At 59.9% G+C, this 22,245-nt stretch carries 22 protein-coding genes and 1 pseudogene; 16 read left to right on the top strand and 7 right to left on the bottom strand.

The window, feature by feature from the left end:
* Positions 1-43: 43 nt before the first annotated feature.
* The 3 genes from ACWKV9_RS07885 to ACWKV9_RS07895 form a co-directional block, all read right to left on the bottom strand.
* A complete protein-coding gene (locus tag ACWKV9_RS07885; protein WP_483835530.1) occupies positions 44-685 on the bottom strand; it encodes a TetR/AcrR family transcriptional regulator in 642 nt (213 codons plus the stop codon).
* 16 nt (positions 686-701) lie between these two features.
* Complete coding sequence (gene pssA, locus ACWKV9_RS07890; RefSeq protein ID WP_483835531.1) at positions 702-2,045, bottom strand: CDP-diacylglycerol--serine O-phosphatidyltransferase; 1,344 nt, start codon at positions 2,043-2,045, stop codon at positions 702-704.
* 229 nt (positions 2,046-2,274) lie between these two features.
* The gene (locus ACWKV9_RS07895) at positions 2,275-3,279 is read right to left on the bottom strand and encodes an NADP-dependent oxidoreductase (RefSeq protein ID WP_483835532.1); all 1,005 of its coding nucleotides are present in this window, start codon (positions 3,277-3,279) and stop codon (positions 2,275-2,277) included.
* Between the two features lie 320 nt (positions 3,280-3,599).
* Between ACWKV9_RS07895 and ACWKV9_RS07900 the strand changes: the two genes are divergently transcribed.
* The 5 genes and pseudogenes from ACWKV9_RS07900 to ACWKV9_RS07920 all read left to right on the top strand — a co-directional run bounded on the left by ACWKV9_RS07900 (position 3,600) and on the right by ACWKV9_RS07920 (position 9,579).
* Entirely contained in the window at positions 3,600-4,361 is a 762-nt protein-coding gene (locus tag ACWKV9_RS07900; protein ID WP_483835533.1) for an SDR family oxidoreductase, read from the top strand.
* 346 nt (positions 4,362-4,707) lie between these two features.
* On the top strand, positions 4,708-6,177 hold the full coding sequence (locus ACWKV9_RS07905) for a mechanosensitive ion channel domain-containing protein (protein WP_483835534.1): 1,470 nt from the start codon (positions 4,708-4,710) through the stop codon (positions 6,175-6,177).
* 77 nt (positions 6,178-6,254) lie between these two features.
* Positions 6,255-7,184 carry a S66 peptidase family protein gene (locus ACWKV9_RS07910; protein WP_483835535.1) on the top strand — a complete coding sequence of 310 codons (930 nt, stop codon included), beginning with the start codon at positions 6,255-6,257 and terminating at the stop codon, positions 7,182-7,184.
* A 991-nt stretch (positions 7,185-8,175) separates the two neighbouring features.
* Positions 8,176-8,718: pseudogene (locus ACWKV9_RS07915) on the top strand (HAMP domain-containing protein); the annotation flags it as partial.
* Complete coding sequence (locus tag ACWKV9_RS07920) at positions 8,716-9,579, top strand: methyl-accepting chemotaxis protein (protein ID WP_483835710.1); 864 nt, start codon at positions 8,716-8,718, stop codon at positions 9,577-9,579. The pseudogene ACWKV9_RS07915 and the gene ACWKV9_RS07920, both read left to right, overlap by 3 nt.
* A gap of 108 nt (positions 9,580-9,687) precedes the next feature.
* Here ACWKV9_RS07920 and ACWKV9_RS07925 read toward each other — a convergent pair whose 3' ends face one another.
* Both ACWKV9_RS07925 and ACWKV9_RS07930 read right to left on the bottom strand, forming a co-directional pair.
* Positions 9,688-10,878 (bottom strand): benzoate/H(+) symporter BenE family transporter, encoded by a 1,191-nt coding sequence (locus ACWKV9_RS07925; protein WP_483835536.1) that lies wholly within the window; start codon positions 10,876-10,878, stop codon positions 9,688-9,690.
* Positions 10,879-11,066: 188 nt separating this feature from the next.
* Complete coding sequence (locus ACWKV9_RS07930; protein WP_483835537.1) at positions 11,067-11,516, bottom strand: MarR family transcriptional regulator; 450 nt, start codon at positions 11,514-11,516, stop codon at positions 11,067-11,069.
* An 81-nt stretch (positions 11,517-11,597) separates the two neighbouring features.
* Here ACWKV9_RS07930 and ACWKV9_RS07935 point away from each other — a divergent pair, with 81 nt between their 5' ends.
* The 3 genes from ACWKV9_RS07935 to ACWKV9_RS07945 are packed head-to-tail and all read left to right on the top strand — an operon-like array spanning position 11,598 to position 13,846.
* Positions 11,598-12,764 carry an aminotransferase-like domain-containing protein gene (locus ACWKV9_RS07935; protein WP_483835538.1) on the top strand — a complete coding sequence of 389 codons (1,167 nt, stop codon included), beginning with the start codon at positions 11,598-11,600 and terminating at the stop codon, positions 12,762-12,764.
* Positions 12,765-12,821: 57 nt separating this feature from the next.
* Positions 12,822-13,424: a glutathione S-transferase family protein gene (locus ACWKV9_RS07940; protein WP_483835539.1), complete on the top strand. Its 603-nt coding sequence runs from the start codon at positions 12,822-12,824 to the stop codon at positions 13,422-13,424.
* Positions 13,425-13,453: 29 nt separating this feature from the next.
* Positions 13,454-13,846 carry a lysozyme inhibitor LprI family protein gene (locus tag ACWKV9_RS07945; RefSeq protein ID WP_483835540.1) on the top strand — a complete coding sequence of 131 codons (393 nt, stop codon included), beginning with the start codon at positions 13,454-13,456 and terminating at the stop codon, positions 13,844-13,846.
* 101 nt (positions 13,847-13,947) lie between these two features.
* On the opposite strand, the gene ACWKV9_RS07950 is transcribed toward ACWKV9_RS07945, so the two are convergent.
* Complete coding sequence (locus tag ACWKV9_RS07950) at positions 13,948-14,319, bottom strand: glutathione S-transferase N-terminal domain-containing protein (protein ID WP_483835541.1); 372 nt, start codon at positions 14,317-14,319, stop codon at positions 13,948-13,950.
* Between the two features lie 63 nt (positions 14,320-14,382).
* Positions 14,383-14,928 carry a GTP cyclohydrolase I FolE gene (gene folE, locus ACWKV9_RS07955; protein WP_483835542.1) on the bottom strand — a complete coding sequence of 182 codons (546 nt, stop codon included), beginning with the start codon at positions 14,926-14,928 and terminating at the stop codon, positions 14,383-14,385.
* A 214-nt stretch (positions 14,929-15,142) separates the two neighbouring features.
* Between folE and ACWKV9_RS07960 the strand changes: the two genes are divergently transcribed.
* The 8 genes from ACWKV9_RS07960 (at position 15,143) to ACWKV9_RS07995 (ending at position 22,196) form a co-directional block, all read left to right on the top strand.
* On the top strand, positions 15,143-15,322 hold the full coding sequence (locus ACWKV9_RS07960; protein ID WP_483835543.1) for a hypothetical protein: 180 nt from the start codon (positions 15,143-15,145) through the stop codon (positions 15,320-15,322).
* A gap of 318 nt (positions 15,323-15,640) precedes the next feature.
* Complete coding sequence (locus tag ACWKV9_RS07965) at positions 15,641-15,868, top strand: hypothetical protein (RefSeq protein ID WP_483835544.1); 228 nt, start codon at positions 15,641-15,643, stop codon at positions 15,866-15,868.
* A 24-nt stretch (positions 15,869-15,892) separates the two neighbouring features.
* A complete protein-coding gene (locus ACWKV9_RS07970; RefSeq protein WP_483835545.1) occupies positions 15,893-16,612 on the top strand; it encodes a GntR family transcriptional regulator in 720 nt (239 codons plus the stop codon).
* The gene (locus tag ACWKV9_RS07975; RefSeq protein ID WP_483835546.1) at positions 16,609-17,397 is read left to right on the top strand and encodes an SDR family oxidoreductase; all 789 of its coding nucleotides are present in this window, start codon (positions 16,609-16,611) and stop codon (positions 17,395-17,397) included. The genes ACWKV9_RS07970 and ACWKV9_RS07975 overlap by 4 nt, the downstream gene beginning before the upstream one ends.
* 89 nt (positions 17,398-17,486) lie before the next feature.
* Positions 17,487-18,419 carry a 3,5-dioxohexanoate:acetyl-CoA acetone transferase gene (kce, locus tag ACWKV9_RS07980; RefSeq protein ID WP_483835547.1) on the top strand — a complete coding sequence of 311 codons (933 nt, stop codon included), beginning with the start codon at positions 17,487-17,489 and terminating at the stop codon, positions 18,417-18,419.
* A gap of 89 nt (positions 18,420-18,508) precedes the next feature.
* Complete coding sequence (locus tag ACWKV9_RS07985; protein WP_483835548.1) at positions 18,509-19,387, top strand: SMP-30/gluconolactonase/LRE family protein; 879 nt, start codon at positions 18,509-18,511, stop codon at positions 19,385-19,387.
* A gap of 73 nt (positions 19,388-19,460) precedes the next feature.
* Positions 19,461-20,783, top strand: coding sequence for an MFS transporter (locus tag ACWKV9_RS07990; RefSeq protein WP_483835549.1), 1,323 nt, complete (start codon positions 19,461-19,463; stop codon positions 20,781-20,783).
* A 69-nt stretch (positions 20,784-20,852) separates the two neighbouring features.
* Complete coding sequence (locus ACWKV9_RS07995; RefSeq protein ID WP_483835550.1) at positions 20,853-22,196, top strand: MFS transporter; 1,344 nt, start codon at positions 20,853-20,855, stop codon at positions 22,194-22,196.
* Positions 22,197-22,245 lie beyond the last annotated feature (49 nt).

Here is a 22,245-nt window from a genome sequence, read left to right on the forward strand (position 1 = left end):
CAAATTCCGGACAAACACACATCCCTGTAGGAGCGGCGCGCGGCTAAGGCAGCTTCATCACCCCACGCACCACCAGATCACTGATAAACCCCAGCCAGTCTTGCCGTTGCTGCGGCTGGGCGATGTCTTGATCGAGGAACGAGGTCAGGGTGTGCAGGTTCGAGTTATAGAAGTAGCAAAGCGAGGCGATCATCAGGTAGACGTGCTTGATGTCCAGGTCCTCGCGGAACAAGCCCTGCTGCTGACCGGCTTCGATGATCGGCCTGAGCACGCCGACAGCCTCCCCGGACAAGCGCCGCAGTTCGCTGGACTGCTTGGCGTGCTTGCCCTTGTGCAGGTTTTCGATGCTCAGGATCGCGACGAATTCCGGGTGCGTCACGTAGTACTCCCAGACGAACGCCACCACCTGCTGCAAGGTTTGCACCGGCGTGGACGGGTCCAGACGCAGGGTACTTTCGGCCAGATTGAACTGCTCGTAGGTGTGCTCAAGCACGCGCACGAACAGCTTTTCCTTACTGCCGAAATAGTAATAAAGCATGCGGTCGTTGGAGTCGGCTTCGGCGGAAATACGCTCGACGCGGCCTCCGGAATAGCCGTCTTCGGTGAACACCTTGATCGCCGCCTGAAGAATCCGCGCCCGGGTCTGGTCAGCTTGCTGGGCGCGGATGCCGGTCTTTTTGCTCACGCTGGCAATCCCGGCTTCACAGAATGCGATACAGCAGACGCTCGACCCGCACCCGGCTCACGCGGCGCAGGAAAGTGCGCACGCCTTCGGGATAATCGACCAGCGTGTCGAGCTCGTCGTATTTGCCGAGGCGCTGGGTGTTGCCCATCAACTGCTCGATTTCGGCCTGACGCGGCTGGGTCCATTCGCCTTTCGGGTCATCGATCAGCAGCGCGTTTTCCAGATCAAGCTGAAACGCTCGCGGGTTGAGATTGTTGCCGGTCAGCAGCGTGTAGCGCTGGTCCGACCACAGGCCCTTCAGGTGGAACGTGTTGTCACCGTCCTTCCACAAATGAATGTTCAGCTGATGCCTGGCGACTGCTTCCTGATGCTTGTGAATGAACCTGCGCAGGCTGATTTCATACAAGTAGGGCAGCGCCGAAATCACTTTGAACGGCTCTTGCGGCGGGATGAAAAAGTCATTGGCGGTTTTGTCACCGATGATGATGTCGATTTTCACGCCGCGCTTGAGGGCTCGGGTCAGCTCGCGCTTGATCACCAGCGGCATATTGAAATACGGCGTACACAGTGTCAGTTGCGTGTGGGTAGCGGCGATCAGATCACACAAGGTCTTGCTCAGCGGGTTCTTGTTGCCTATGCCCAACAGCGGAATCACCCGCAGCTCGCCGTTGTCGGTCAGGCCAGCGTCGGTGTTGTAGCTGGCGCGCTTGAGGCGTTGGCGAAACTGGCGGATTTCACTGCGCAGGCTGCGTGAACTCGGCGGTGAGGGCAGGTCCAGGCGATGCACCGCGTCAGACGGCAGGATCTCGTCGTGAACCAGGCGCTGAAATGTATCGGCCAAGGCTTTGTTGCGCACCAGGTGGTAACGGTCCAGGCGGTATTTGCCCAGCTTGTCGAGATAAACGTTGTTGATGCTCGCGCCGCTGTAGATTACGCAATCATCGACCACGATGCCTTTGAGGTGCAGGACCCCGAACAGTTCGCGGGTCTGAACGGGCACACCATAAATCGGGACTTCCTCGTCGTGTTCCAGGTGCTGCGCCTGATACCAGGTTGAGTTTCCGGCCTGTTTGCCCGCGCCGATCAGGCCGCGCTGGGCACGGAACCAGTCAACCAGCACCACAATGTCGAGGTGGGGTCGGGCTGTTTTGGCGGCGTAAAGCGCGTCGAGAATTTCCTGTCCGGCTTCATCCTGTTGCAGATAAAGCGCGACGATATAGATGCGTTGTTGGGCGCTGGCAATCTGCTCCAACAGGCAACGGCGGTAATCGGCCGCGCTGGGCAGAATGGTCAGTGCGTCGATAGGCAGAGAAAAGCCGCGAAGTCTGGACAGTGTGGAGCGTCGGAAGGTAGCCCGCATATGCCTCTCGATGGTCGAAAATCAATAGCGCACGAGCTTACACCACCGCGCGCCTTCAGGTGGTTTTGGCAGCACGATCGACGAGTTGTTCAGGTTATTTACAGGGATCGGACGCACGTGGATGCCTTGCCGCGTACAGCACCTGTAGGAGCGAACTTGTTCGCGAAGCGATGTAACTGGCTAAAGTGTGAACCGCTTCGCCAACACGTTGGCTCCTACAGAGGGCGATTTACACCTTCAACACCAGCTTCCCGGTGTTTTCACCCTTGAACAGCATCAACAGCGTTTCCGGGAACGTCTCAAGCCCTTCGACGACGTGTTCCTTGCTGTTGATTTTGCCCTGGGCCAGCCAGCCGGCGATTTCCTTCCCGGCGCTGGCAAAGTTGGCGGCGTGATCCATCACCACAAACCCTTCCATGCGCGCGCGATTGACCAGCAGCGACAGGTAATTGGCCGGTCCTTTGACGGCCTCTTTATTGTTGTACTGACTGATGGCGCCACAAATCACTACCCGCGCCTTCGGAGCAAGGCGCATCAGCACTGCGTCGAGGATGTCGCCGCCGACGTTGTCGAAATACACATCAACGCCCTTGGGGCATTCGCGTTTCAGGCCAGCGTGAATGTCCTCGTTCTTGTAATCTATGGCGCCGTCGAATCCATAGTCATCCAGCAACGCCTTGCATTTGTCAGCGCCACCGGCAATGCCGATCACGCGACAGCCTTTGATCTTGGCGATCTGCCCGGCGATGCTGCCCACCGCGCCGGCTGCGCCGGAAATCACCACGGTGTCACCGGCCTTGGGCGCACCCACTTCCAGCAGGGCGAAATAAGCGGACATGCCGGTCATGCCCAATGCCGATAAGTAGCGCGGCAACGGCACCAATGACGGATCGACTTTATTGAAGCCCTTGGGCTCGCCCACGAAATAATCCTGCACCCCGAGCACGCCCTGAACGTAATCGCCGACGGCAAACTTCGGGTCTTGCGATTCGATCACTTTGCCGACGCCCAGCGCACGCATCACCGCGCCCAGCTCCACCGGCGCAATGTAGGACTTGCCTTCGTTCATCCAGCCGCGCATGGCGGGGTCCAGCGACAGGTATTCGCTTTTGACCAGAACCTGCCCGGAAGCGACAGCCTCCACCGGCACAGTCTGGAAGGTGAAATCATCGCGAGTGACGGCGCCAACAGGACGGCGGGCCAGCAGGAATTGACGGTTGCTCAGAGCGGTCATGGCAGGTTCTCCAGTCGAAAGACAAACCCGAGTGATAGCCCTTGATCGCGCTCCCGGCAAGTACAGGTCACGCAGCGAATGCAATTCGATCCACTGGCGTGATGGTGCTGGAGGGGGCAAATCACCGTCATGCATGACGGCATAACCCACGGCTTGATAGTGCTGACGCGCGCTGTGTGGCTGACGCTAGACTCCCTCTGTCGCACGGCTGGCGCCTCTTCCCGTGGGAGCGGACCCGTCCGCGAAAGCACTGCGTCAGGCGATAGATGTTTCTGGCCTTTCACCAAGCCCTCCACCCATAAAAATAAAAGGACATCCCCATGAGCATGACGTTTTCCGGCCAGGTCGCGCTGGTCACTGGTGCCGCCGCAGGTATCGGCCGGGCCACTGCATTGGCATTCGCGGGCGAAGGGTTGAAGGTAGTGGTCGCGGATCTGGACAGCGACGGCGGCGAAGCCACGGCGGCGTTGATCCGTGAGGCTGGCGGCGAGGCACTGTTCGTAGGTTGCGACGTGACCAAAGATGCCGACGTGCAGCGGTTGATAAACAAAACGATAGAAGCGTTCGGCCGTCTGGATTACGCCTTCAATAACGCCGGGATCGAAATCGAAAAAGGTCGCCTGCCTGAAGGCAGCGAAGCGGAGTTCGACGCGATCATGGGCGTCAACGTCAAGGGCGTCTGGCTGTGCATGAAGTACCAACTGCCGCTGATGCTCGCCCAAGGTGGCGGAGCCATTGTCAACACCGCCTCCGTCGCAGGGCTTGGCGCGGCCCCGAAGATGAGTATTTACAGTGCCTCGAAACACGCGGTCATCGGCCTGACCAAATCAGCGGCCATCGAATACGCCAAGAAGCACATTCGGGTCAACGCGGTGTGCCCGGCGGTGATCGACACGGACATGTTTCGCCGCGCCCACGAAGCCGACCCCCGCAAGGCCGACTTCGCCGCGACCATGCACCCGGTCGGACGTATCGGCAAAGTCGAGGAAATCGCCAGCGCCGTGTTGTACCTGTGCAGCGACGGCGCGGCCTTTACCACCGGGCATTCGCTGGCGGTGGATGGTGGGGTGACGGCGTTTTGATAGAACGAAGCCGGGTCTGGGCCGAGCCCGGACGAAGCTAATCCCGGGGTTTACCTGACAGACCGCGTCGTCAACTTCGCGGACAGGTCCGCTCCAACATGGCGGCGCTGAAGAGTTTGGAGCCTGAAGCAAATTCGGTGGGAGCGGACCTGTCCGCGAAGAGACCGGTACATTCGCTACATAGGCTGCATTAGATACATCGCCTTCGCGGACAGGTCCGCTCCCACATGGGATCTGAAGCGCAGCTGTCCTTAATCCTTCTGATACACCGCTTGCGTCTTCACCGCTCTCCATGCCGATCAGCTAAGCTGCGCTGCATTGGCGGTTTGTGGCTTGGAGAGTTTCGATGGATCACCTGTGGTTCGCGTATCCGTTGATCAGCGCATCGCTGCTGCTGATCGCCGACATCGTGCTGTGGCAATGGGTGCCGACCCAGTGGCAGCGCTGGAAACTGGTCGGCCGGGTGCTACTGTTCGTGCTGTTCAGCATGGCCTTGCTCGACGGCGGATTGAGCCCTCTGTACCAAGTGCCTGCGGACTGGGACTCGGCGCGCCATGTGCTGGGGACGTTGTTGACCATTGCCTGGTGGCTGTTCGGCGCGCGCACGCTGACGATGATCGTGTTGCTGGTCATGGCGCCCAAAATCGGCGGCAAAGGGCATTTGCTGCAGGATCTGATGGGGGCTGTGATCTTTTTGGTCGCCGCTGTGGCCGCCGCAGCCTACGTGCTCGATCTGCCGGTCAAGGGGCTGCTGGCGACTTCCGGCGCGGTGGCGATCATTGTCGGTCTGGCGGTGCAGAGCACACTGGGCGACGTGTTTTCCGGGATCGTGCTCAATGCCACCAAACCGTTTCGAGTGGACGACTGGATCGGCGTAGATGGCATCGAAGGCAAGGTCATCGAAATCGATTGGCGCTCAACGCACTTGCTGACCGGCGAGGGCAGCATGGTGGTGATCCCCAATGCCGTTGCCGCCAAAACCCGCATCACTAACTTCAGCCGCCCCGACCATTTTCATTCGATCAGCCTGACCATCGAACTCTCAGCCCGCCTGCGTCCAAGCCTGGTGCTGGATTCCTTGAACAAAGCCATTCAGGGTTGTCGCGAACTCCTGGTGCAGCCCGGCGCATCGGCGGTGGTGGTCAAGTCCGGGATTCGTATCGTCGAATACGAGGTCACCGGCTACGTTAAATCCCGCGACCGGCGTTCGGCAGTTCGCAATCAATTGTTCGACCTGATCCACCGGCAATTGGCCTCGACCGAAACCCGGCAAGATCAAGTGCGCCCGACCAATCGCCAGTCTGCGGTTCTCAACAGCGTCGGCGCGCTACGCATGCTGAGCGACGATGACCGGGCAGAACTCGAACGCAACATGCGCCTCAGTGCGTACGCCGCGCGAGATGTGGTACTGGCGCAAGATGTTGTGCCCGACGCCTTGTACATCATTGAATCCGGCGTGGTGTCGGCTTCCGTGCTGCACGGCGAGACCTGGCTTGAAGTCGGCCGCATGGGCCCTGGCGAGTTGATCGGCGAAACCGGCATCGTGGACCAGACGCCGACGATGGCGCGCTTTTGCGCATACACCGATTGCATGATCTACCGCATTGATCGCGCAGAGCTGGAACCCTGGCTGCAAGAGCATACCGAGCTGATCGGGGCGCTGGCCGGGCTGCAGAAATTTCGCGCCAAGGCCAGGGCAGCGATGCTCGAAAGCAAACCGCAAGTGGTCGACCCGAGCGGTTTCGTCGGTTGGCTGCGCAAACGGGTTACGCGGTTTCAGGGGCCACGCAGAGATTCCACTGACAAGCTCAGCTGACGCATCCGCTGGATTCATCTGCCCAGCTGCTCTAAATTGCAGTTCTGTTGAAATGTTCTGAAACGCCGAGAGAATAAATGCCTGCCATCAGCCCAACCCTGCACCCCAATGTCTTGCGCGCCGGCGATGCCGTTGCCCTTGTGTCGCCCGCTGGCCCCCTGGCCGAGTCCCGTGTGCAGGCGGCGGTGCAGGAATTGACGAGTTGGGGGCTGCGACCCCGGGTTTATCCTCACGCACTGGACACCCATTCTTTTTACGCCGGAACCGACGAGCATCGCGTCGCCGACTTGAACGACGCGCTGGCTGATCCCCAAATCCGCGCCGTGCTGTGTAACCGCGGAGGTTACGGCGCACAACGGATTCTTGCGCATGTTGACTTCGACGCCGTACGCCACGACCCCAAATTGCTGATCGGCTTCTCCGACATCACCGCCTTGCATGGCGCGCTGTGGACCAAAGCCCGGTTGGCAACGGTCCACGGTCCTGTAGCAGGACAACTGGAACTTGGCGGCCTGTTTGCCAGTACTGTCAGGCACGCGCTGATGAGCACCGAACCTGTGGTGGTGGAGGCGAGCGCTGATGAGCCGACCTATCGCGTACGCACATCCGGCATCGCTGAAGGCATCTTGCTGGGGGGCAACCTGAGCATGCTCAGCACCTGCATCGGCACCCCTTACATGCCCGATCTTGAAGGCGCCATTCTGCTGATCGAGGACGTCAACGAAGCCGCTTATCGCATCGACCGTTTGCTGACCCATCTGCTTAACTGCGGCATCCTTCAGGAGGTTGCAGGTGTCGCGGTCGGACAGTTCAGCGAGCCAGGCAATGGCAATGCAGTAATAAAGTCTGCTGACGTGCTGATCGAGCGGTTGGGGGATTTGGGCATTCCGGTGCTGGGCGGGCTTTCCATCGGTCATGGTGATCGCAACATTGCGGTGTCGTTGGGCACCTATGCGCGGCTGGATGCTGAAAGGGGCACACTGACGGTTGCTGCTGCCGCGCGCTGATGTCTCTGTAGGAGCGAATTTATTCGCGAGCCTTCCTTGAGGGGGCGCCGGGCAAATCGTCTTGTTTGATGAACCGTTAACGCCTGGTTTGTAGGAGCGCGCTTGCCCGCGATTGCGACAGATCAGTCACCTGAAACGTCGCAGTCCTGGCCCATTCGCGGGCAAGCGCGCTCCTACAATGAGCCAGAAAGCGCTCCGTTGGGGCAGCTATTACTCGTTCTGTTCTTGCCCCGCCGCTTCAGCTCCCTCCATTTACGCCGATAACCTACCTGTAAACGACGTCCGCATAGCTAAATGCCATTATTCCGACGTCAGAGACTTGTTTTGCCATCTGCCCATTGCGAACCTGCACGAAAATTGAATGGTCATGCTCACATGGCCTCTTTGTGTGCGCCTTCAAGCTGTCGAACGGGGATTGAGCATTATGATTTCGGCCGTGAAAACGCGTTTTGCCAATCTCGGGATGGCCAAGAAACTCGGCATCGGTTTTTTTCTGGTGTTGCTGTTGACCGCGTTGGTGGCGGCCATCGGTGTCTGGTCGTTGCGCTCGATCAGCGTGCATTTCGACAGCTTAAAGGACATGAACGCCCTCAATAGCGGGCTCAACCGGGTTCGGCTGATCGAGCAGGATTATGCGTTGCACAGCGATCCCAAGCAGGTCGAATCGATGCACGCCGGGCTCGAAGGCCTCACTGCTCAGGCCGAGCATCTCAAGTCCGCGTCCGCTGCCAACCAGACCATGATGACCGAGGTCCAGCAGGGTCTCGCTGCGTACCGCCAATCGTTCGATCAATTCGTCAGCCTCAGCCAAAGCAAAGACCTGGCGTTGGAAATGGCCAGTTGGTCAGTGTCCAGCGTGGCCAACAATCTGGACGTGTTGCAGGCCGGTCTGGCCGATGATGGCGCGTATGCATTGAAAGATTCCCAAGGCCAGCAGGGCGCGGAGTTCATCGAGCAATCGGGTCAGGTCAGCCAGATTTCCAAGCTGATGATGCAAGCCCTGGACGAGGCCCGCGTGCGGTTGGATCAAAGCCGCAAAACCGGCTCGGGTGAGGACGCCAAGACCGGCAAGATCGAACAGGCCGTCGAGGCACAAAAGCTTGCCGTAGATCTAGGGGGCCTGATCAAGGACGCCGGTTACCAGACCGTGCTCTCGGAAGTCAGCGGCCACATCACCAATTTCGGCGATAAGCTCAACGAATACACCGGGCTGCTGGCTGACGAGGCGAAGGTGTCGCAGCAACTGGCGGCCAGCGCCAGGGCGGTGGTGCAGCAGGTTAATCATGCCTACGACGTGGAAGATCAATCGGTGTCCAACGAACTGCAGGCCAATACGCTGCGGATCATCGGCTCCTCGGTGCTGGCGCTGTTGGTCGGGCTGATCGCGGCGTGGGTGATCACCCGTTTGATCGTCGCGCCATTGCGCAGTGTCATTGCCACTGCGCAACGCATTGCTTCTGGCGATTTGAGTGGCAACGTGCCGGTCAATCGCCGTGATGAGATCGGCCAGCTGATGTCCGCCATGCAGCAGATGGGGGCCGGGCTGAGCGGGATTGTCAGCGGCTTGCAAGCGGGGATCGAGCAACTGGCGAGCTCGGCGCATTCATTGTCGGCGGTCACTGAGCAGACCAATCTGGAAGTCAGCAGTCAGAAGGAAGAAACCGATCAGGTGGCCACGGCCATGAATCAAATGACCGCCACCGTGCATGACGTTGCGCGCAACGCCGAGGAGGCGGCTCAGGCGGCGCAAACTGCGGACGGTAAGGTCGACAGCGGTCAGCGGGTAGTGCGCCAGAGCATGGCTCGGATTGAAGAGCTGGCGACGTCGGCCAGTTCGGCGAGTCACTCCATCGAGAACCTCAGCGCGGAAATCCAGAACATCGGCAAGGTCCTCAGCGTGATCAAGAGCGTTGCCGAGCAAACCAACCTGCTGGCCCTGAACGCCGCCATCGAAGCGGCGCGCGCAGGTGAGCAGGGCAGGGGGTTCGCGGTGGTGGCCGATGAAGTCCGCGCGCTGGCAAAACGCACGCAGCAATCGACCGAGGAAATCGAGCGTCTGGTCACTCGTCTGCAAACGGGCGCCCAAGCGTCGGTGGTGCAGATTCAGAGCAGCGGCGAGCTGGTGAAACTGGCCGTCAGCGATGCGCTACAAACGGAAAGCGCGCTGGGTAGCATTGCTGCGGCGGTGTCGTTGATCCAGCAGATGAACCAGCAGATCGCCGCCGCTGCCGAGGAGCAAAGCTCGGTGGCCGAAGAGATCAACCGCAGCGTCACCAGCATCCGCGCCAGCGCCGATCAGTCAGCATTGGCGATGCAGGGCAATGCTGCGTCGAGCATCGAACTGGCATCTTTGGGGATGGAATTGAAAGGGATGGTGGGGCATTTCAGGTTGTAAATGATCATCCGCCTGTAGGAGCGAACTTGTTCGCGAGACGGCCGTATTGATGTGTGTCAGGTACGACGCCTCGCGAACGAGTTCGCTCCTACAGGGGAGGCGTCTTGCTCAAGATCTGCGGCCATTGAGTATTACCAGCGTCAACACCCCCGCCACAATTCCCCAGAACGCCGAACCGATGGAAAACAGCGTCAGCCCCGACGCGGTGACCATGAAGGTGATCAGCGCAGCCTCGCGCTCCTTGGGTTCGTTCATCGCCACGGTCAGGCCGTTGATGATCGAACCAAACAGCGCCAAGGCGGCAATCGACAGCACCAGCTCCTTGGGAAACGCCGCGAACAATGCAGCCAGCGTCGCGCCGAAGATCCCGGCAACGCCGTAGAAAATCCCGCACCAGATAGCGGCCGTGTAGCGTTTGTCTTTGTCTTCATGGGCGTTGGGGCTGGTGCAGATGGCTGCGCTGATGGCGGCCAGCGTGATGCCGTGGGAGCCGAACGGGGCCGTGATCAGCGAGGCGATGCCGGACACGGTGATCAGTGGCGAGGCCGGCACGGTGTAACCGTCGGCGCGCAGCACCGCCATGCCCGGCATGTTTTGTGAAGTCATGGCGACCACGAACAACGGAATGCCGATGCTGATGGTTGCTCCCAGCGTGAAGACTGGCGTGGTCCAGACCGGTGCTGCGACTTCCAGCGCAAACCCGCCAAAATTCAACAGCCCGAGCATGGCCGACAGGGCAACGCCTACCAGCAACGTGACCAGCACGGCGTAGCGCGGAGAGTAGCGCTTGACGATCAGATAAGTGAAAAACATGCCCAGCACCAGGCCGGTCCGGTGCTGTGCTGCGACAAAGATTTCGCTGCCGATCTTGAACAGAATTCCGGCCAGAAGTGCTGCGGCGAGCGAGGCGGGCAGGCGTTTGACCAGGCGCTCGAAGCTGCCGGTCACTCCACAAATGATGATCAGAATCGAGCAGGTGATGAACGCGCCAATCGCTTCCGGGTACGCAACGCCGCCCAGGCTGGAAATCAGTAACGCCGCGCCGGGCGTCGACCACGCCACGGTGACGGGCGAGCGATAACGCAGCGACAGGCCGATGTTGCACACGGCCATGCCGATGAAAAGCGACCAGATCCACGACGATATCTGCGCGGGAGCAAGCCCTGCGGCTTGGCCTGCCTGGAAGATCAAGACCAGCGAACTGGTGCAGCCGGTCATCATGGCGATGAACCCGGCTACCACGGCGGAGACCGAAGAGTCAGCCAGCGGGCGCAACGGCGCCTGAGTCGCTTGAGTCATGCAAAACGTTCCTTGAACGGCAGGGAGATCAATCGTGCAAGCCTATACGCAGTTGTTGCGCGGTGTTGCGATACAGCCAGCGGCGCATTGGTCGGCACAGTTCCCGGATGGCGCTCGATCTGTAGGAGCGAACTTGTTCGCGAGGGCCGTTGTGCATTCTTTAAATTCTCTCGCCAACAAGTTGGCTCCTACAGGGGAGGCACTTTCAGGGTATTCCCCAACGCCTGATTCACCGCCAACCATCCATCCACCGCATCGCGCCCGGCCTCGGCGAACACCCGTTGCAGCAGCTTGACCTGCTCGCGGCGCAGGGACTCTTCGAACGTCGCTCCGTCAGTGGTCAGCTCCAGCAAACGCTTACGCTTGTCGGCATCCGGGGTAATGCTGAGTACCAGTTCCATTTCAATCAACTGACGCAGCGGCGTGTTCAGTGCCTGCTTGCTCACCCCCAGAACGCTCAACAATTCCTTCACGCTCAATCCCGGATAACGGGCAATGAAGAACACGATGCGTTGGTGCACCCGGCTCAGGCCGCGTCGGTCGAGCATTTCATCCGCTTTCGCCGTAAACGCCTGATAGCCGAAAAAGAACGCTTCCATGGCAATTTGCTGGGTGGATGAATTTTTAAGGTCAAGCATATTGACGTATCCACCTGTGGCGTCGTAATTTCGGTCAACCAGTTTGACGTATTTCCATTTATTTCCGCTAGCGGTGATGCCATGGCTTTTTCTGAACGCGTGACACGCTTGAAGAGTTCTCTGATTCGCGAAATTCTCGCCGCCGCCCAGCGTCCGGAGATGATGTCGTTTGCCGGCGGGCTGCCCGCTGAAAGCATGCTGCCAAAGACCGAGTGGTCTGACATGCCTCGCTCCCTCGGCCAATACGGTATGAGCGAGGGCGAGCCTGCCCTGCGCGAGGCCCTTGCCGCAGAAGCCCGGGCACTGGGCGTGCCGTGCGATGCCAGCCAGGTGATGATCATCAGCGGCTCGCAACAAACCCTGGACCTGGCGGCCAAGCTGTACATCGACAAGGGCACCGAAATCCTGCTTGAAGGCCCGACCTACCTGGCGGCGCTGCAGATTTTCCAGTTGTTTGGAGCTGAGTGTCTGACCGTGCCGCTGCTGGCCGAAGGCCCTGATCTGGTCGCCATGCGTCAGCGGCTGGAGCAGCACTCACCGGCATTCGTCTACCTGATCCCGACCTTTCAAAACCCGTCGGCTGTGCGTTACAGCGAGTCTGCGCGCGAATCGGTGGCGGCATTGCTCGATGAGTTTGGCGTGACGCTGATCGAGGACGAACCCTACCGCGAGCTGACATTTGACGGCGGCAGTGCGCGGCCCATCGTCAGCCGCTTGAAAAAGGCCAGCTGGATCTACACCGGCACAGTTTCGAAAACCCTGATGCCGGGGCTGCGGGTCGGTTATCTGATTGCCACTCCGGACCTGTTCCCGCATCTGCTGAAACTCAAGCAGTCGGCGGATCTGCACACCAACCGGGTCGGCCAGTGGCAGGCGTTGCAGTGGATCGGCACCGAGCATTACCGCGAGCATCTGCTGCAATTGCGCAGCTTCTATCGCCAGCGACGTGATCTGTTTCAGGCCGCGCTGCATACGCACTTCAGTGATCTGGCCGACTGGAACGAACCCCAGGGCGGGCTGTTTTTCTGGCTCACGCTCAAGCAACCGCTCGATACCCGGACGTTGCTGGATACCGCCCTGTCGCAGAACGTCGCGTTCATGCCCGGCGAGCCATTTTTTAGCGATCCGGACGCCAACCCCGGTTATATTCGGCTCAACTTCAGCCACATCGATCCAGCGCGGCTGGACGAAGGCCTTCAACGATTGGCCGCCGTTGTACGCAATGCGCTGGCCGCCAAAGCCGCTTGAGCCAACCCGCAGCGGGTGGAGAAGGGCAGGCACAAACAGGATCAGGAGAGCGAAGGGATGTACAAGGTTTACGGTGATTACAATTCGGGCAACTGCTACAAGATCAAGCTGATGCTCAACCTGGTGGGTGCCGAGTATGAGTGGGTCCCTGTGGACATTCTCAACGGCGAAACCCAGACCGAAGCGTTTCTGGCGAAAAACCCCAACGGCAAGATTCCGGTGCTGGAGCTGGAAGACGGCACGTATCTTTGGGAATCCAATGCGATTCTCAACTTTCTGGCTGAAGGCACGCCGTATCTGCTGACCGAGCCGCGCCTGCGCACGCAGATGCTGCAATGGCAATTCTTCGAGCAATACAGCCACGAGCCGAGCATCGCAGTGGCGCGTTTCATCCAGTTTTACCTCGGTCTGCCGCAAGACAGGCTGGAGGAATACAAGTCGATGCACAAGCTGGGTTACAAGGCGCTGAAGGTGATGGAGCAACAGCTGATTCGCACGCCGTTTCTGGTGGGTGATCAGTTTTCCATCGCTGATATTGCCCTGTACGCCTACACCCATGTGGCCCATCAAGGCGGCTTTGATCTGGCGCAGTTTCCTGCCATCGAGCGGTGGTTGTTGCGGGTCAAGGAACAACCGGGCTATGTCGGCATGCTCGACTAACACGATTGACCAGGACAGGAGACAGGAAGATGCAACTCAGGATGATTGCGGTAGGGATGTTTATGGCCTTAGGGATCGGCTGCTCGGCTTCGGCCAGTGCCGACGATTGCGACGCCAACCAGGCTGCCATGAACCAGTGCGCGGCCAAGGAGCTGGCAACGCTGGATGCTGACTTGAACAAGCAGTACAAGGCGCAGATGAATTACCTGAAAACGCCCGCGAAAAAGCAGGCGTTACAGGAAGCGCAGAAAAAGTGGATCGCCTTGCGCGATGCCGATTGCGCGTATCAGGTGGGTAAACGCGAGGATTCCGGCTCGATCTGGCCTTTGTTGCAGACCAACTGCCTGGCCGCGCAGACCAAAGTGCGGGTCGAGCAGCTAAAGGAATATGTAGCGTGCAGGGAGGAGGGGTGCCCGAAGTAACGATCCGTCATCTGTAGGAGCGAACTTGTTCGCGAGACATCTTCATGGACACCCTGAACATTATCGCCAACAAGTTGGCTCCTACAGGGGGTTGCGGTGCATCACACCGCTGAAAAGCGCTTGTCCAGGTAATCGATGATCACCTTGGACTCGTACATCCACACCGTTTGACCCGCTTCTTCGATGCGCAGGCACGGCACCTTGACCTTGCCGCCTTCATTGAGCAGCGTCTGGCGATCCAGTTCGTTGTTCTTGGCGTCACGCAGGGCCACCGGCACATTCAGTCGGCGCAGGGTGCGGCGGGTTTTTACGCAAAACGGGCACGCATGGAACTGATACAGCGTCAGGTCTTTTGCCGATTCATCGACCGCGGTCTGGGCAGCAGGGGAGCGCTGTTTCTTGCTCGGCCGGGTGATGAAATCGATGAGGATAACGAGTTGGCCAAGACCCACTCTCAATGCCTTCATGAACACGATAAAAACCTCGGGGGACGCACGGGCCGCGACGATATGCCACGGCCTCGGTGACGCAAAAGATCAGCGGATCAGGCTGAGAAACTCGCTGCGGGTCGCGGCGTTCTCGCGGAACTCACCGAGCATCACTGAAGTGATCATCGACGAATTCTGCTTCTCGACGCCGCGCATCATCATGCACATGTGCTTGGCTTCGATCACCACGGCAACGCCCAAGGCGCCGGTGACTTGCTGGACAGCTTCGGCGATCTGCCGGGAAAGGTTTTCCTGAATCTGCAAACGGCGCGCATACATATCGACGATACGCGCGACCTTCGACAGGCCCAGCACTTTGCCGCTGGGGATGTAAGCCACGTGGGCCTTGCCGATGAAGGGCAGCAAATGGTGTTCGCACAGCGAATACAACTCGATGTCCTTGACCACCACCATCTCGCTGTTATCGGAGCTGAATAGAGCGCCGTTGGTGACTTCTTCCAAGGTTTGCTCATAGCCGCGGCAGAGGTACTGCATGGCTTTGGCAGCGCGCTTTGGCGTGTCGAGCAGGCCCTCGCGGGAAACGTCTTCGCCAAGCTGGCTCAATATCTGGGTGTAATTCTGTTCCAGTGTCACAGGGCTGTGTTTCCGTGTGGGCTTCAATAAGGCGCACATAGTAGCGTAGCCGCCGTTAGAAGTGGACCGCCGCCGACCGACAAGCGCCGTGCGGACCGGCAAACCGGGATGATTGAGACCTTTACCGAACCTTTACCGTCGAAATATGCAGAAATGTATCCACTCGGTGTCTGAGTTAATGGGTGATAGACGCCCGGACAAAGAGAGTGAATCTATGTTTAGCCGAATCGCGAAAATCGCACTGGTGATCGCCCTGACGTCGTCGGTTTCGGGATGTTTTTTTGGCCCCGGTTGGGGACGACATGGCGGCGGGCATGACCACCGCTACTACGATGGCGGCCATTACGACGGGGGACGCGATAATGGCCCCGGCCCCGGCTACTACCGCCGCTGATCGCAACTGATCAGGCGCGGACGCCTGATCGTCGACCGTGGAGTCAACTACAGGCCGCGACTGGAGGGATGCCTCGTCGCGGCTTTTTGCTGTTTGGTGTTCAGCGCGGGGGTGTTTGTATCGGCTTCGATACCCGACACCTACGAAGTGTCTACGCCGTTTCGCTCATGCGCGGTGTCAGAGTTTGCAGGTGACAAATGCCTGTCGTTTAGAGAGTACCGAATATGTTGAGTCGTATAGCGAAGTTCGCGATGGTTATCGCGGTGATGTCTGCCATGACCGGTTGTTTCCCATTCTGGGGCCCGGGTGGCGGCGGCCATGGTGGCGGTCACGGTGGTGGCGGCGGTGGTGATCGCGGCGGTTACCAAGGTGGCCAAGGCGGTGGCGGTGGACAAGGCGGCCCGGGTCAGCGCTGATCCCAACGCTCAGCGTGTAGCAAACGCAGGCCGGATCGATTTTCGATCCGGCTTTTTTGTGTCCGCCGATCAGCCGATCAGAGGAAATAATTTGACTTATTTGATTTGTGATCACATATTCGGGCCATAAGAACGACAATACAGGCTCCTCCTCATGACAGAACGTCCGATCCTCTTGCCGACCATGCGCCAGGTTTCTCGCGATACCTTGCAAGACCAGGTCTATCGCCAGATCCGTGAAGCGTTGATGAGCGGCCGTTTCCAGCCGGGCCAGAAGCTGACCATCCGTGGTCTGGCCGAAGCGCTGGGTTCCAGCCCCATGCCGGTGCGCGAAGCACTGAGCCGTCTGAGCGCTGAAAACGCGTTCGAAGTCACCGAAACCTCCCGCTTGCGTGTTCGCCTGATGACCCCCGACAGACTGCGGGAGATTCGCGACGCCCGTGTCGCCCTCGAAGGTCTTCTGGCCGAGAAAGCCGTGGTGCTGCTCAAAGACAGCGACCTGGCCGAGATCAGCGATTTGTGCGCGCAGATGCAGCACGCCGCCGATCAGATCGACGTCTCCCGCTATCTGTGGACCAACTTTGCGTTCCACCGGCGTATCTACGCGGTGGCGAACGCCGAGCTGACCGTCGCCGCCGTGGAGAATTTCTGGCTGCACATGGGCCCCTGTTTTGCCCTCGTGGCTCCCGACAAGGCGCACCTTCAACGCTCGATGGAGGCTCACGATCGCATCGTCGAAGCCTTGGCCGCCCGTGATGGCGCCGCAGCCCGAGCCGCAGTCACCGACGACATCATGCAGGCCGCCGACTCCCTGGCTCGCCTGCTCGTCAAAAGCGACCGCTCGCGGTCTGTCTCAGGAGTGAAAAAAGCATGAGCGTTCTCAATCGTCTGATTCCCTACACCGGCCTGCGGGTGCTGATTTCCGGCGGCGCTGCCGGCATCGGTGAAGTGCTGGCAGCCGCTTACATGGAAGCGGGCGCCAAGGTCCATGTTTGTGATGTCAGCGAAGCCGCTATTGCAGCGTTCCGAGATCGTTACCCGGACAGCATCGCCACCCGTGCAGACGTTGGCGATCCGGCGCAGATCGAAGCGGTATTTCAGGTCCAGCGTGAGCAGTTCGGTGGCCTGGATGTACTGGTCAACAACGCAGGTATCGCCGGGCCTACCGGGGGCATCGACGCCATCAGCGACGAAGACTGGCAACGCACCATCGACATCAACCTCACCGCCCAGTACCGCTTTGCGCACCATGCCGTGCCGTTGTTGAAGGAATCGCCCAACGCGCATTTGATCCATATCGCCTCGGTGGCAGGCCGCCTGGGCTACGCCTGGCGCACCCCTTATGCCGCTACCAAGTGGGCGATTGTCGGCCTGATGAAATCCCTGGCTTCGGAACTGGGTGAGAGCGACATTCGCGTCAACGCTTTGCTGCCCGGCATTGTTGAAGGCCCGCGCATGGACGGCGTGATTCGCGCCCGTGCCGAGCAGATGAACGTGCCGGAATCGGAGATGCGTGAGGAATACCTCAAGAAGATCTCCCTGAAACGCATGGTCACCGCCGAAGACGTCGCGGCCATGGCGCTGTTTCTGTGTTCGCCCGCCGCGCGCAATGTCACCGGGCAAGCGATCAGCGTAGACGGCAACGTCGAGTACCTCTAAGCAACGCGATGGCATAAACGGCCGGACGCATTCCCCGAGCCGGATTTAACCCAAGACTTTCTCGCCAAGAACAAGAACGGAGAACACTCATGTCCAAAAAACGTCCAGTCATTATTACCTGCGCCGTTACCGGGGCCATTCACACGCCGTCGATGTCGCCGCATTTGCCCATCACGCCGCAGGAAATTGCCGACGCTGCCATCGGCGCTGCTGAAGCGGGCGCTGCGATCGTCCACCTGCATGCACGCGATCCGATCGATGGCCGGCCAAGCCAGGATGTCCACCTGTTCCGCCAGTTTCTGCCGCAGATCAAAGCCAAGAGCGACGTGGTCATCAACATCACCACCGGGGGCGCGCCGACCATGGGTGTTGAAGAACGCTTGCAGCCAGTGGCGCAGCTCAAGCCGGAACTGGCGTCGCTGAACATGGGATCAATGAACTTCGGGCTGTACGAAATGCTCGACCGGTTCACCGAATTCAAGCACGACTGGGAACGGCCGTACCTCGCTGAGAGCGACGACCGCATCTTCCGCAACACCTTTCGCGACATCGCTCACATCCTCAACGCCTGCGCCGAAAACCGCACCCGTTTTGAAATCGAGTGCTACGACATCGGCCACCTCTACACCGCTGCGCACTTCTTGCAGCGCGGGCTATTGAAAGCGCCAATATTCATTCAGTCGGTATTCGGCCTGCGTGGCGGCATTGGCGGTCATCCCGAAGACCTGGCGCACATGCGCCGCACCGCCGACCGCCTGTTTGGCGATGCCTACGAGTGGTCGATCCTCGGCGCCGGGCGCAATCAGATCCCGCTGGGCACCATGGGCCTGGCGATGGGCAGCAACGTGCGCGTCGGGCTGGAAGATTCGTTGTGGGACGGTCCGGGCAAACTCGCCGCGTCCAACGCCGACCAGGTCAAACGCATTCGCACGGTGATCGAGGCATTGGGCGGTCGTGTCGCCACCCCCGACGAAGCGCGGGAAATGCTCGACCTCAAAGGGAAGAACGCGGTGGATTTCTGACGTCGACAGCTGGCGACCACGGCGCGAACCGAGCGGGTTCGCGCCAGGCCATCGGTGTACTCCCATAACAACAAGACAGGGGTGAGAACATGCGTATCGAAATCGTTGTCGACGTGAAAACCACGCTGGGCGAAGGCCCGGTGTGGGATGTCGAGCAACAGCGTTTGTACTGGATCGACAGTTTCGACGGCCGCGTTTTGCGCTGCACCGATGACGGGCGCGAACTGCGAGCCTGGGACGTCGGGCAGAAAATTGGCTCCATGGCCCTGCGCAAAAATGGCGACGCCGCCATCGTTGCTCTGCAGACCGGCCTGTACAACCTGGACCTGCCGACCGGGGATCTGCATTTGATCGTCGATCCGGAACCGGGCCGTGCGAACAACCGGCTCAACGACGGCAAAGTCGACCGTCAGGGCCGCTTCATCGTTGGCTCCATGGACACCCTGGAAGAGGAGGCAAGCGCCAAACTGTATCGCCTCGATCCGGACCTGAGCCTGCACACGCTGGACGAAGGCATCATTTGTTCCAACGGTCCGTGCTGGAGCCCCGATGGCGAGACCTTCTATTTCGTCGACACCTGGTCCGGCGAGATCTGGGCCTATGACTACAACAACAAGACCGGAGCGGTGAGCAATCGCCGCACCTTCGCCAAAGTCGACACCAGCACCGGCGGCGCGGCTGACGGTTGCACGGTCGATGCCGAAGGTTGCCTCTGGCAGGCGCTGGTGTACGCCGGAAAAGTGGTGCGTTACACCCCGGACGGGCAGGTCGACAGAATCATCGACATGCCGGTGAAAAAGGTCACCAGCCTGGCCTTCGGCGGACCGAACCTAGACATCTTGTTCGCCACTTCCATGGCCAAACCGCCTCTTGCGCGCTTCCCCGAAGACGGCCAGCAGCGCGGCGCGCTGTTCGCCATCACCGGGCTGGGCGTACAGGGCGTAGCCGAAAGACGTTTCGCCAGCTGACTAATTGAACGCAACCGTTAAGGACGACTGAACCCCTCTCGATTGGGCGTGTGCGGCACGCCTGGAGACCCTCATGCAAAATAATAAGAAAGCATCGTTGGGCAAGATTCACCGCTATTCCTGGGTGTCGTTGCTGGTGTGCTGGATGATCTGGATCCTCAACGCCTACGACCGTGAAATCGTGCTGCGCCTTGGGCCGACGATTTCCAAGCACTTTGATTTGTCGGCCGATCAATGGGGCACGACGGCAACCGTGGTCATGCTGGCGCTGGCAGTGCTGGATATTCCGGGTTCGGTCTGGAGCGACCGCTACGGCGGCGGATGGAAACGGGCGCGGTTTCAAGTGCCGCTGGTGCTGGGCTACACCTTCATTTCCTTCATGTCCGGGTTCAAGTTTTTGAGCGGTCATCTGGCGTCGTTCATCGCCTTGCGCGTGGGCGTCAACCTGGGCGCGGGCTGGGGCGAGCCGGTGGGCGTGAGCAATACCGCCGAATGGTGGCCGGTTGAGCGGCGCGGGTTTGCATTGGGCGCGCACCACACCGGTTATCCGATCGGCGCATTGCTGAGCGGCATCGTTGCCAGTTTCGTGATCACCACTTTCGGTGAGGACAACTGGCGTTACGTGTTCTTCTTCGCCTTCGTGGTGGCACTGCCGCTGATGATCTTCTGGTCGCGTTATTCCACTGCCGAGCGCATCACAGCGCTGTACGCGGACATCGCCGCCAAAGGCATGACCGCGCCAGACAGCACGCCATCGCCCAACATAAAGGGCCAGGCGTGGAAGATGTTCAAGGCTACGATCAGCGATCGCAATATCGCGCTGACTGCAGGCAACACAATGCTCACGCAAGTGGTGTACATGGGCGTGAACATTGTCTTGCCAGCCTATCTGTACAACATCCTGCATCTGTCGCTGGCCGAATCGGCCGCGATGAGCGTGGTGTTCGCCCTGACCGGGATTCTGGGCCAACTGGTGTGGCCGTCGCTGTCCGACATCATCGGTCGGCGCGTCACCCTGATCATTTGCGGACTGTGGATGGCGGCAAGCGTGGGCGCGTTCTACTTCGCCAATACCACGACGATCATCGTAGTCGTGCAGTTGCTGTTCGGCCTGGTGGCGAATGCGGTATGGCCGATCTACTACGCGGTGGCCTCCGATTCGGCGCAGCCGTCGGCGACGTCCACCGCCAACGGCATCATCACCACTGCGATGTTCATCGGCGGCGGTGTTGCGCCGGTGCTGATGGGCGGACTGATCGCCATGGGCGGCGGCTGGACCAGCCTGAGCGGCTACACCGTGTGCTTCTTCGTCATGGCCGGTTGCGCGTTGGCCGGTGCTTTCCTGCAGATGTTCTCTCACCGGCCTGTCGCGTTGCAGCCACAGCCGAGCCTTTAACCCTCAAGCCCCGGCGACCTTAGTGCGCCGGGGCTTTTCAATTGATGCCGACAACAAGAGGTTCGTGCAATGACAAATACAAAAACGCCCGAAGCGCGTTCCGCACCACGGGACACGGCGACGCTGAACAAACTGATGTTCGTCAAACTGATGCCGTTGCTTATTGCGGCTTACGTGTTGAGCTTTCTCGACCGCACCAACATTGCGCTGGCCAAGCATCAACTGGACATTGATCTGGGGATTTCGGCGGCGGCCTACGGGCTGGGTGCCGGTCTTTTTTTCCTGACGTATGCGCTGTCCGAAGTGCCGAGCAACCTGATCATGCACAAGGTCGGCGCGCGGTTCTGGATCGCCCGAATCATGGTCACCTGGGGTTTGATTTCTGCGGCCATGGCCTTCGTTCAGGGTGAGACCTCGTTCTACGTACTGCGCCTGCTGTTGGGCATCGCCGAAGCGGGGCTGTTTCCGGGGGTAATGCTGTACCTGACTTACTGGTTTGGCCGTGAACAACGGGCGCGCGCCACCGGGTATTTTCTGCTGGGTGTGTGCTTTGCCAACATCATCGGTGGCCCGCTGGGTGCGGCGCTGATGCAACTGGACGGGGTTTGGGGCTGGCGCGGCTGGCAGTGGATGTTCATGCTCGAAGGCTTGCCGGCCGTATTCTTCGCCATGGTGGTGTGGAAAAAATTACCGGATCGCCCCAGCAAGGCGCCTTGGTTGAGCACTGAAGAGGCCCGGCAGATCGAAAGCCGTTTGGCGACGGAGGCCGAGGAGGGCGCGGGCCACGGGGGCGCGCTGAAGCAATGCCTGACGCCGCAGATCCTGCTAGCGATCTTCGTTTACTTCTGCCATCAGATCACGGTCTACACGGTGATCTTTTTCCTGCCGGGCATCATTGGCAAGTACGGCAGCCTGAGTACGTTGCAAATCGGTTTGCTGACCTCACTACCGTGGCTGGCGGCAGCCATTGGCGCGATTGTGTTGCCCAAATTTGCCAGCACCCCGCAGCGTTCTCGGCGAATTCTGGTCACGGGGTTACTGACCATGGCAGCGGGGTTGGGTATCGCTTCGCTCGCGGGGCCGGTGATCAGTCTGCTGGGTTTCTGTATTTCGGCGGTGATGTTCTTCGTCGTGCAGTCGATCATCTTCCTCTACCCGGCCTCGCGGCTCAAAGGCGCGGCACTGGCGGGAGGTCTGGGTTTTGTGAACTCGTGCGGTCTTTTGGGGGGCTTTGTCGGGCCGTCGGTCATGGGCCTGATCGAGCAAAGCACGGGTAATGCCATGAACGGCATGAAGGTAATTGCGGTGGTGTTGGTGATCGCGGCAATTGCTGCCTCGCGCTTGCGCCAGGGGCAGGAGCGCAAGCCAGCGCAGAAGCAAGCGATGGGTGCAGCCGCGCGCGAATCGGTTTGATTAACGGCTAGTTGCCCATCGTGGGAGGGAGCTTGCTCGCGATGACGCC

The organism is Pseudomonas corni (genome assembly GCF_057128765.1).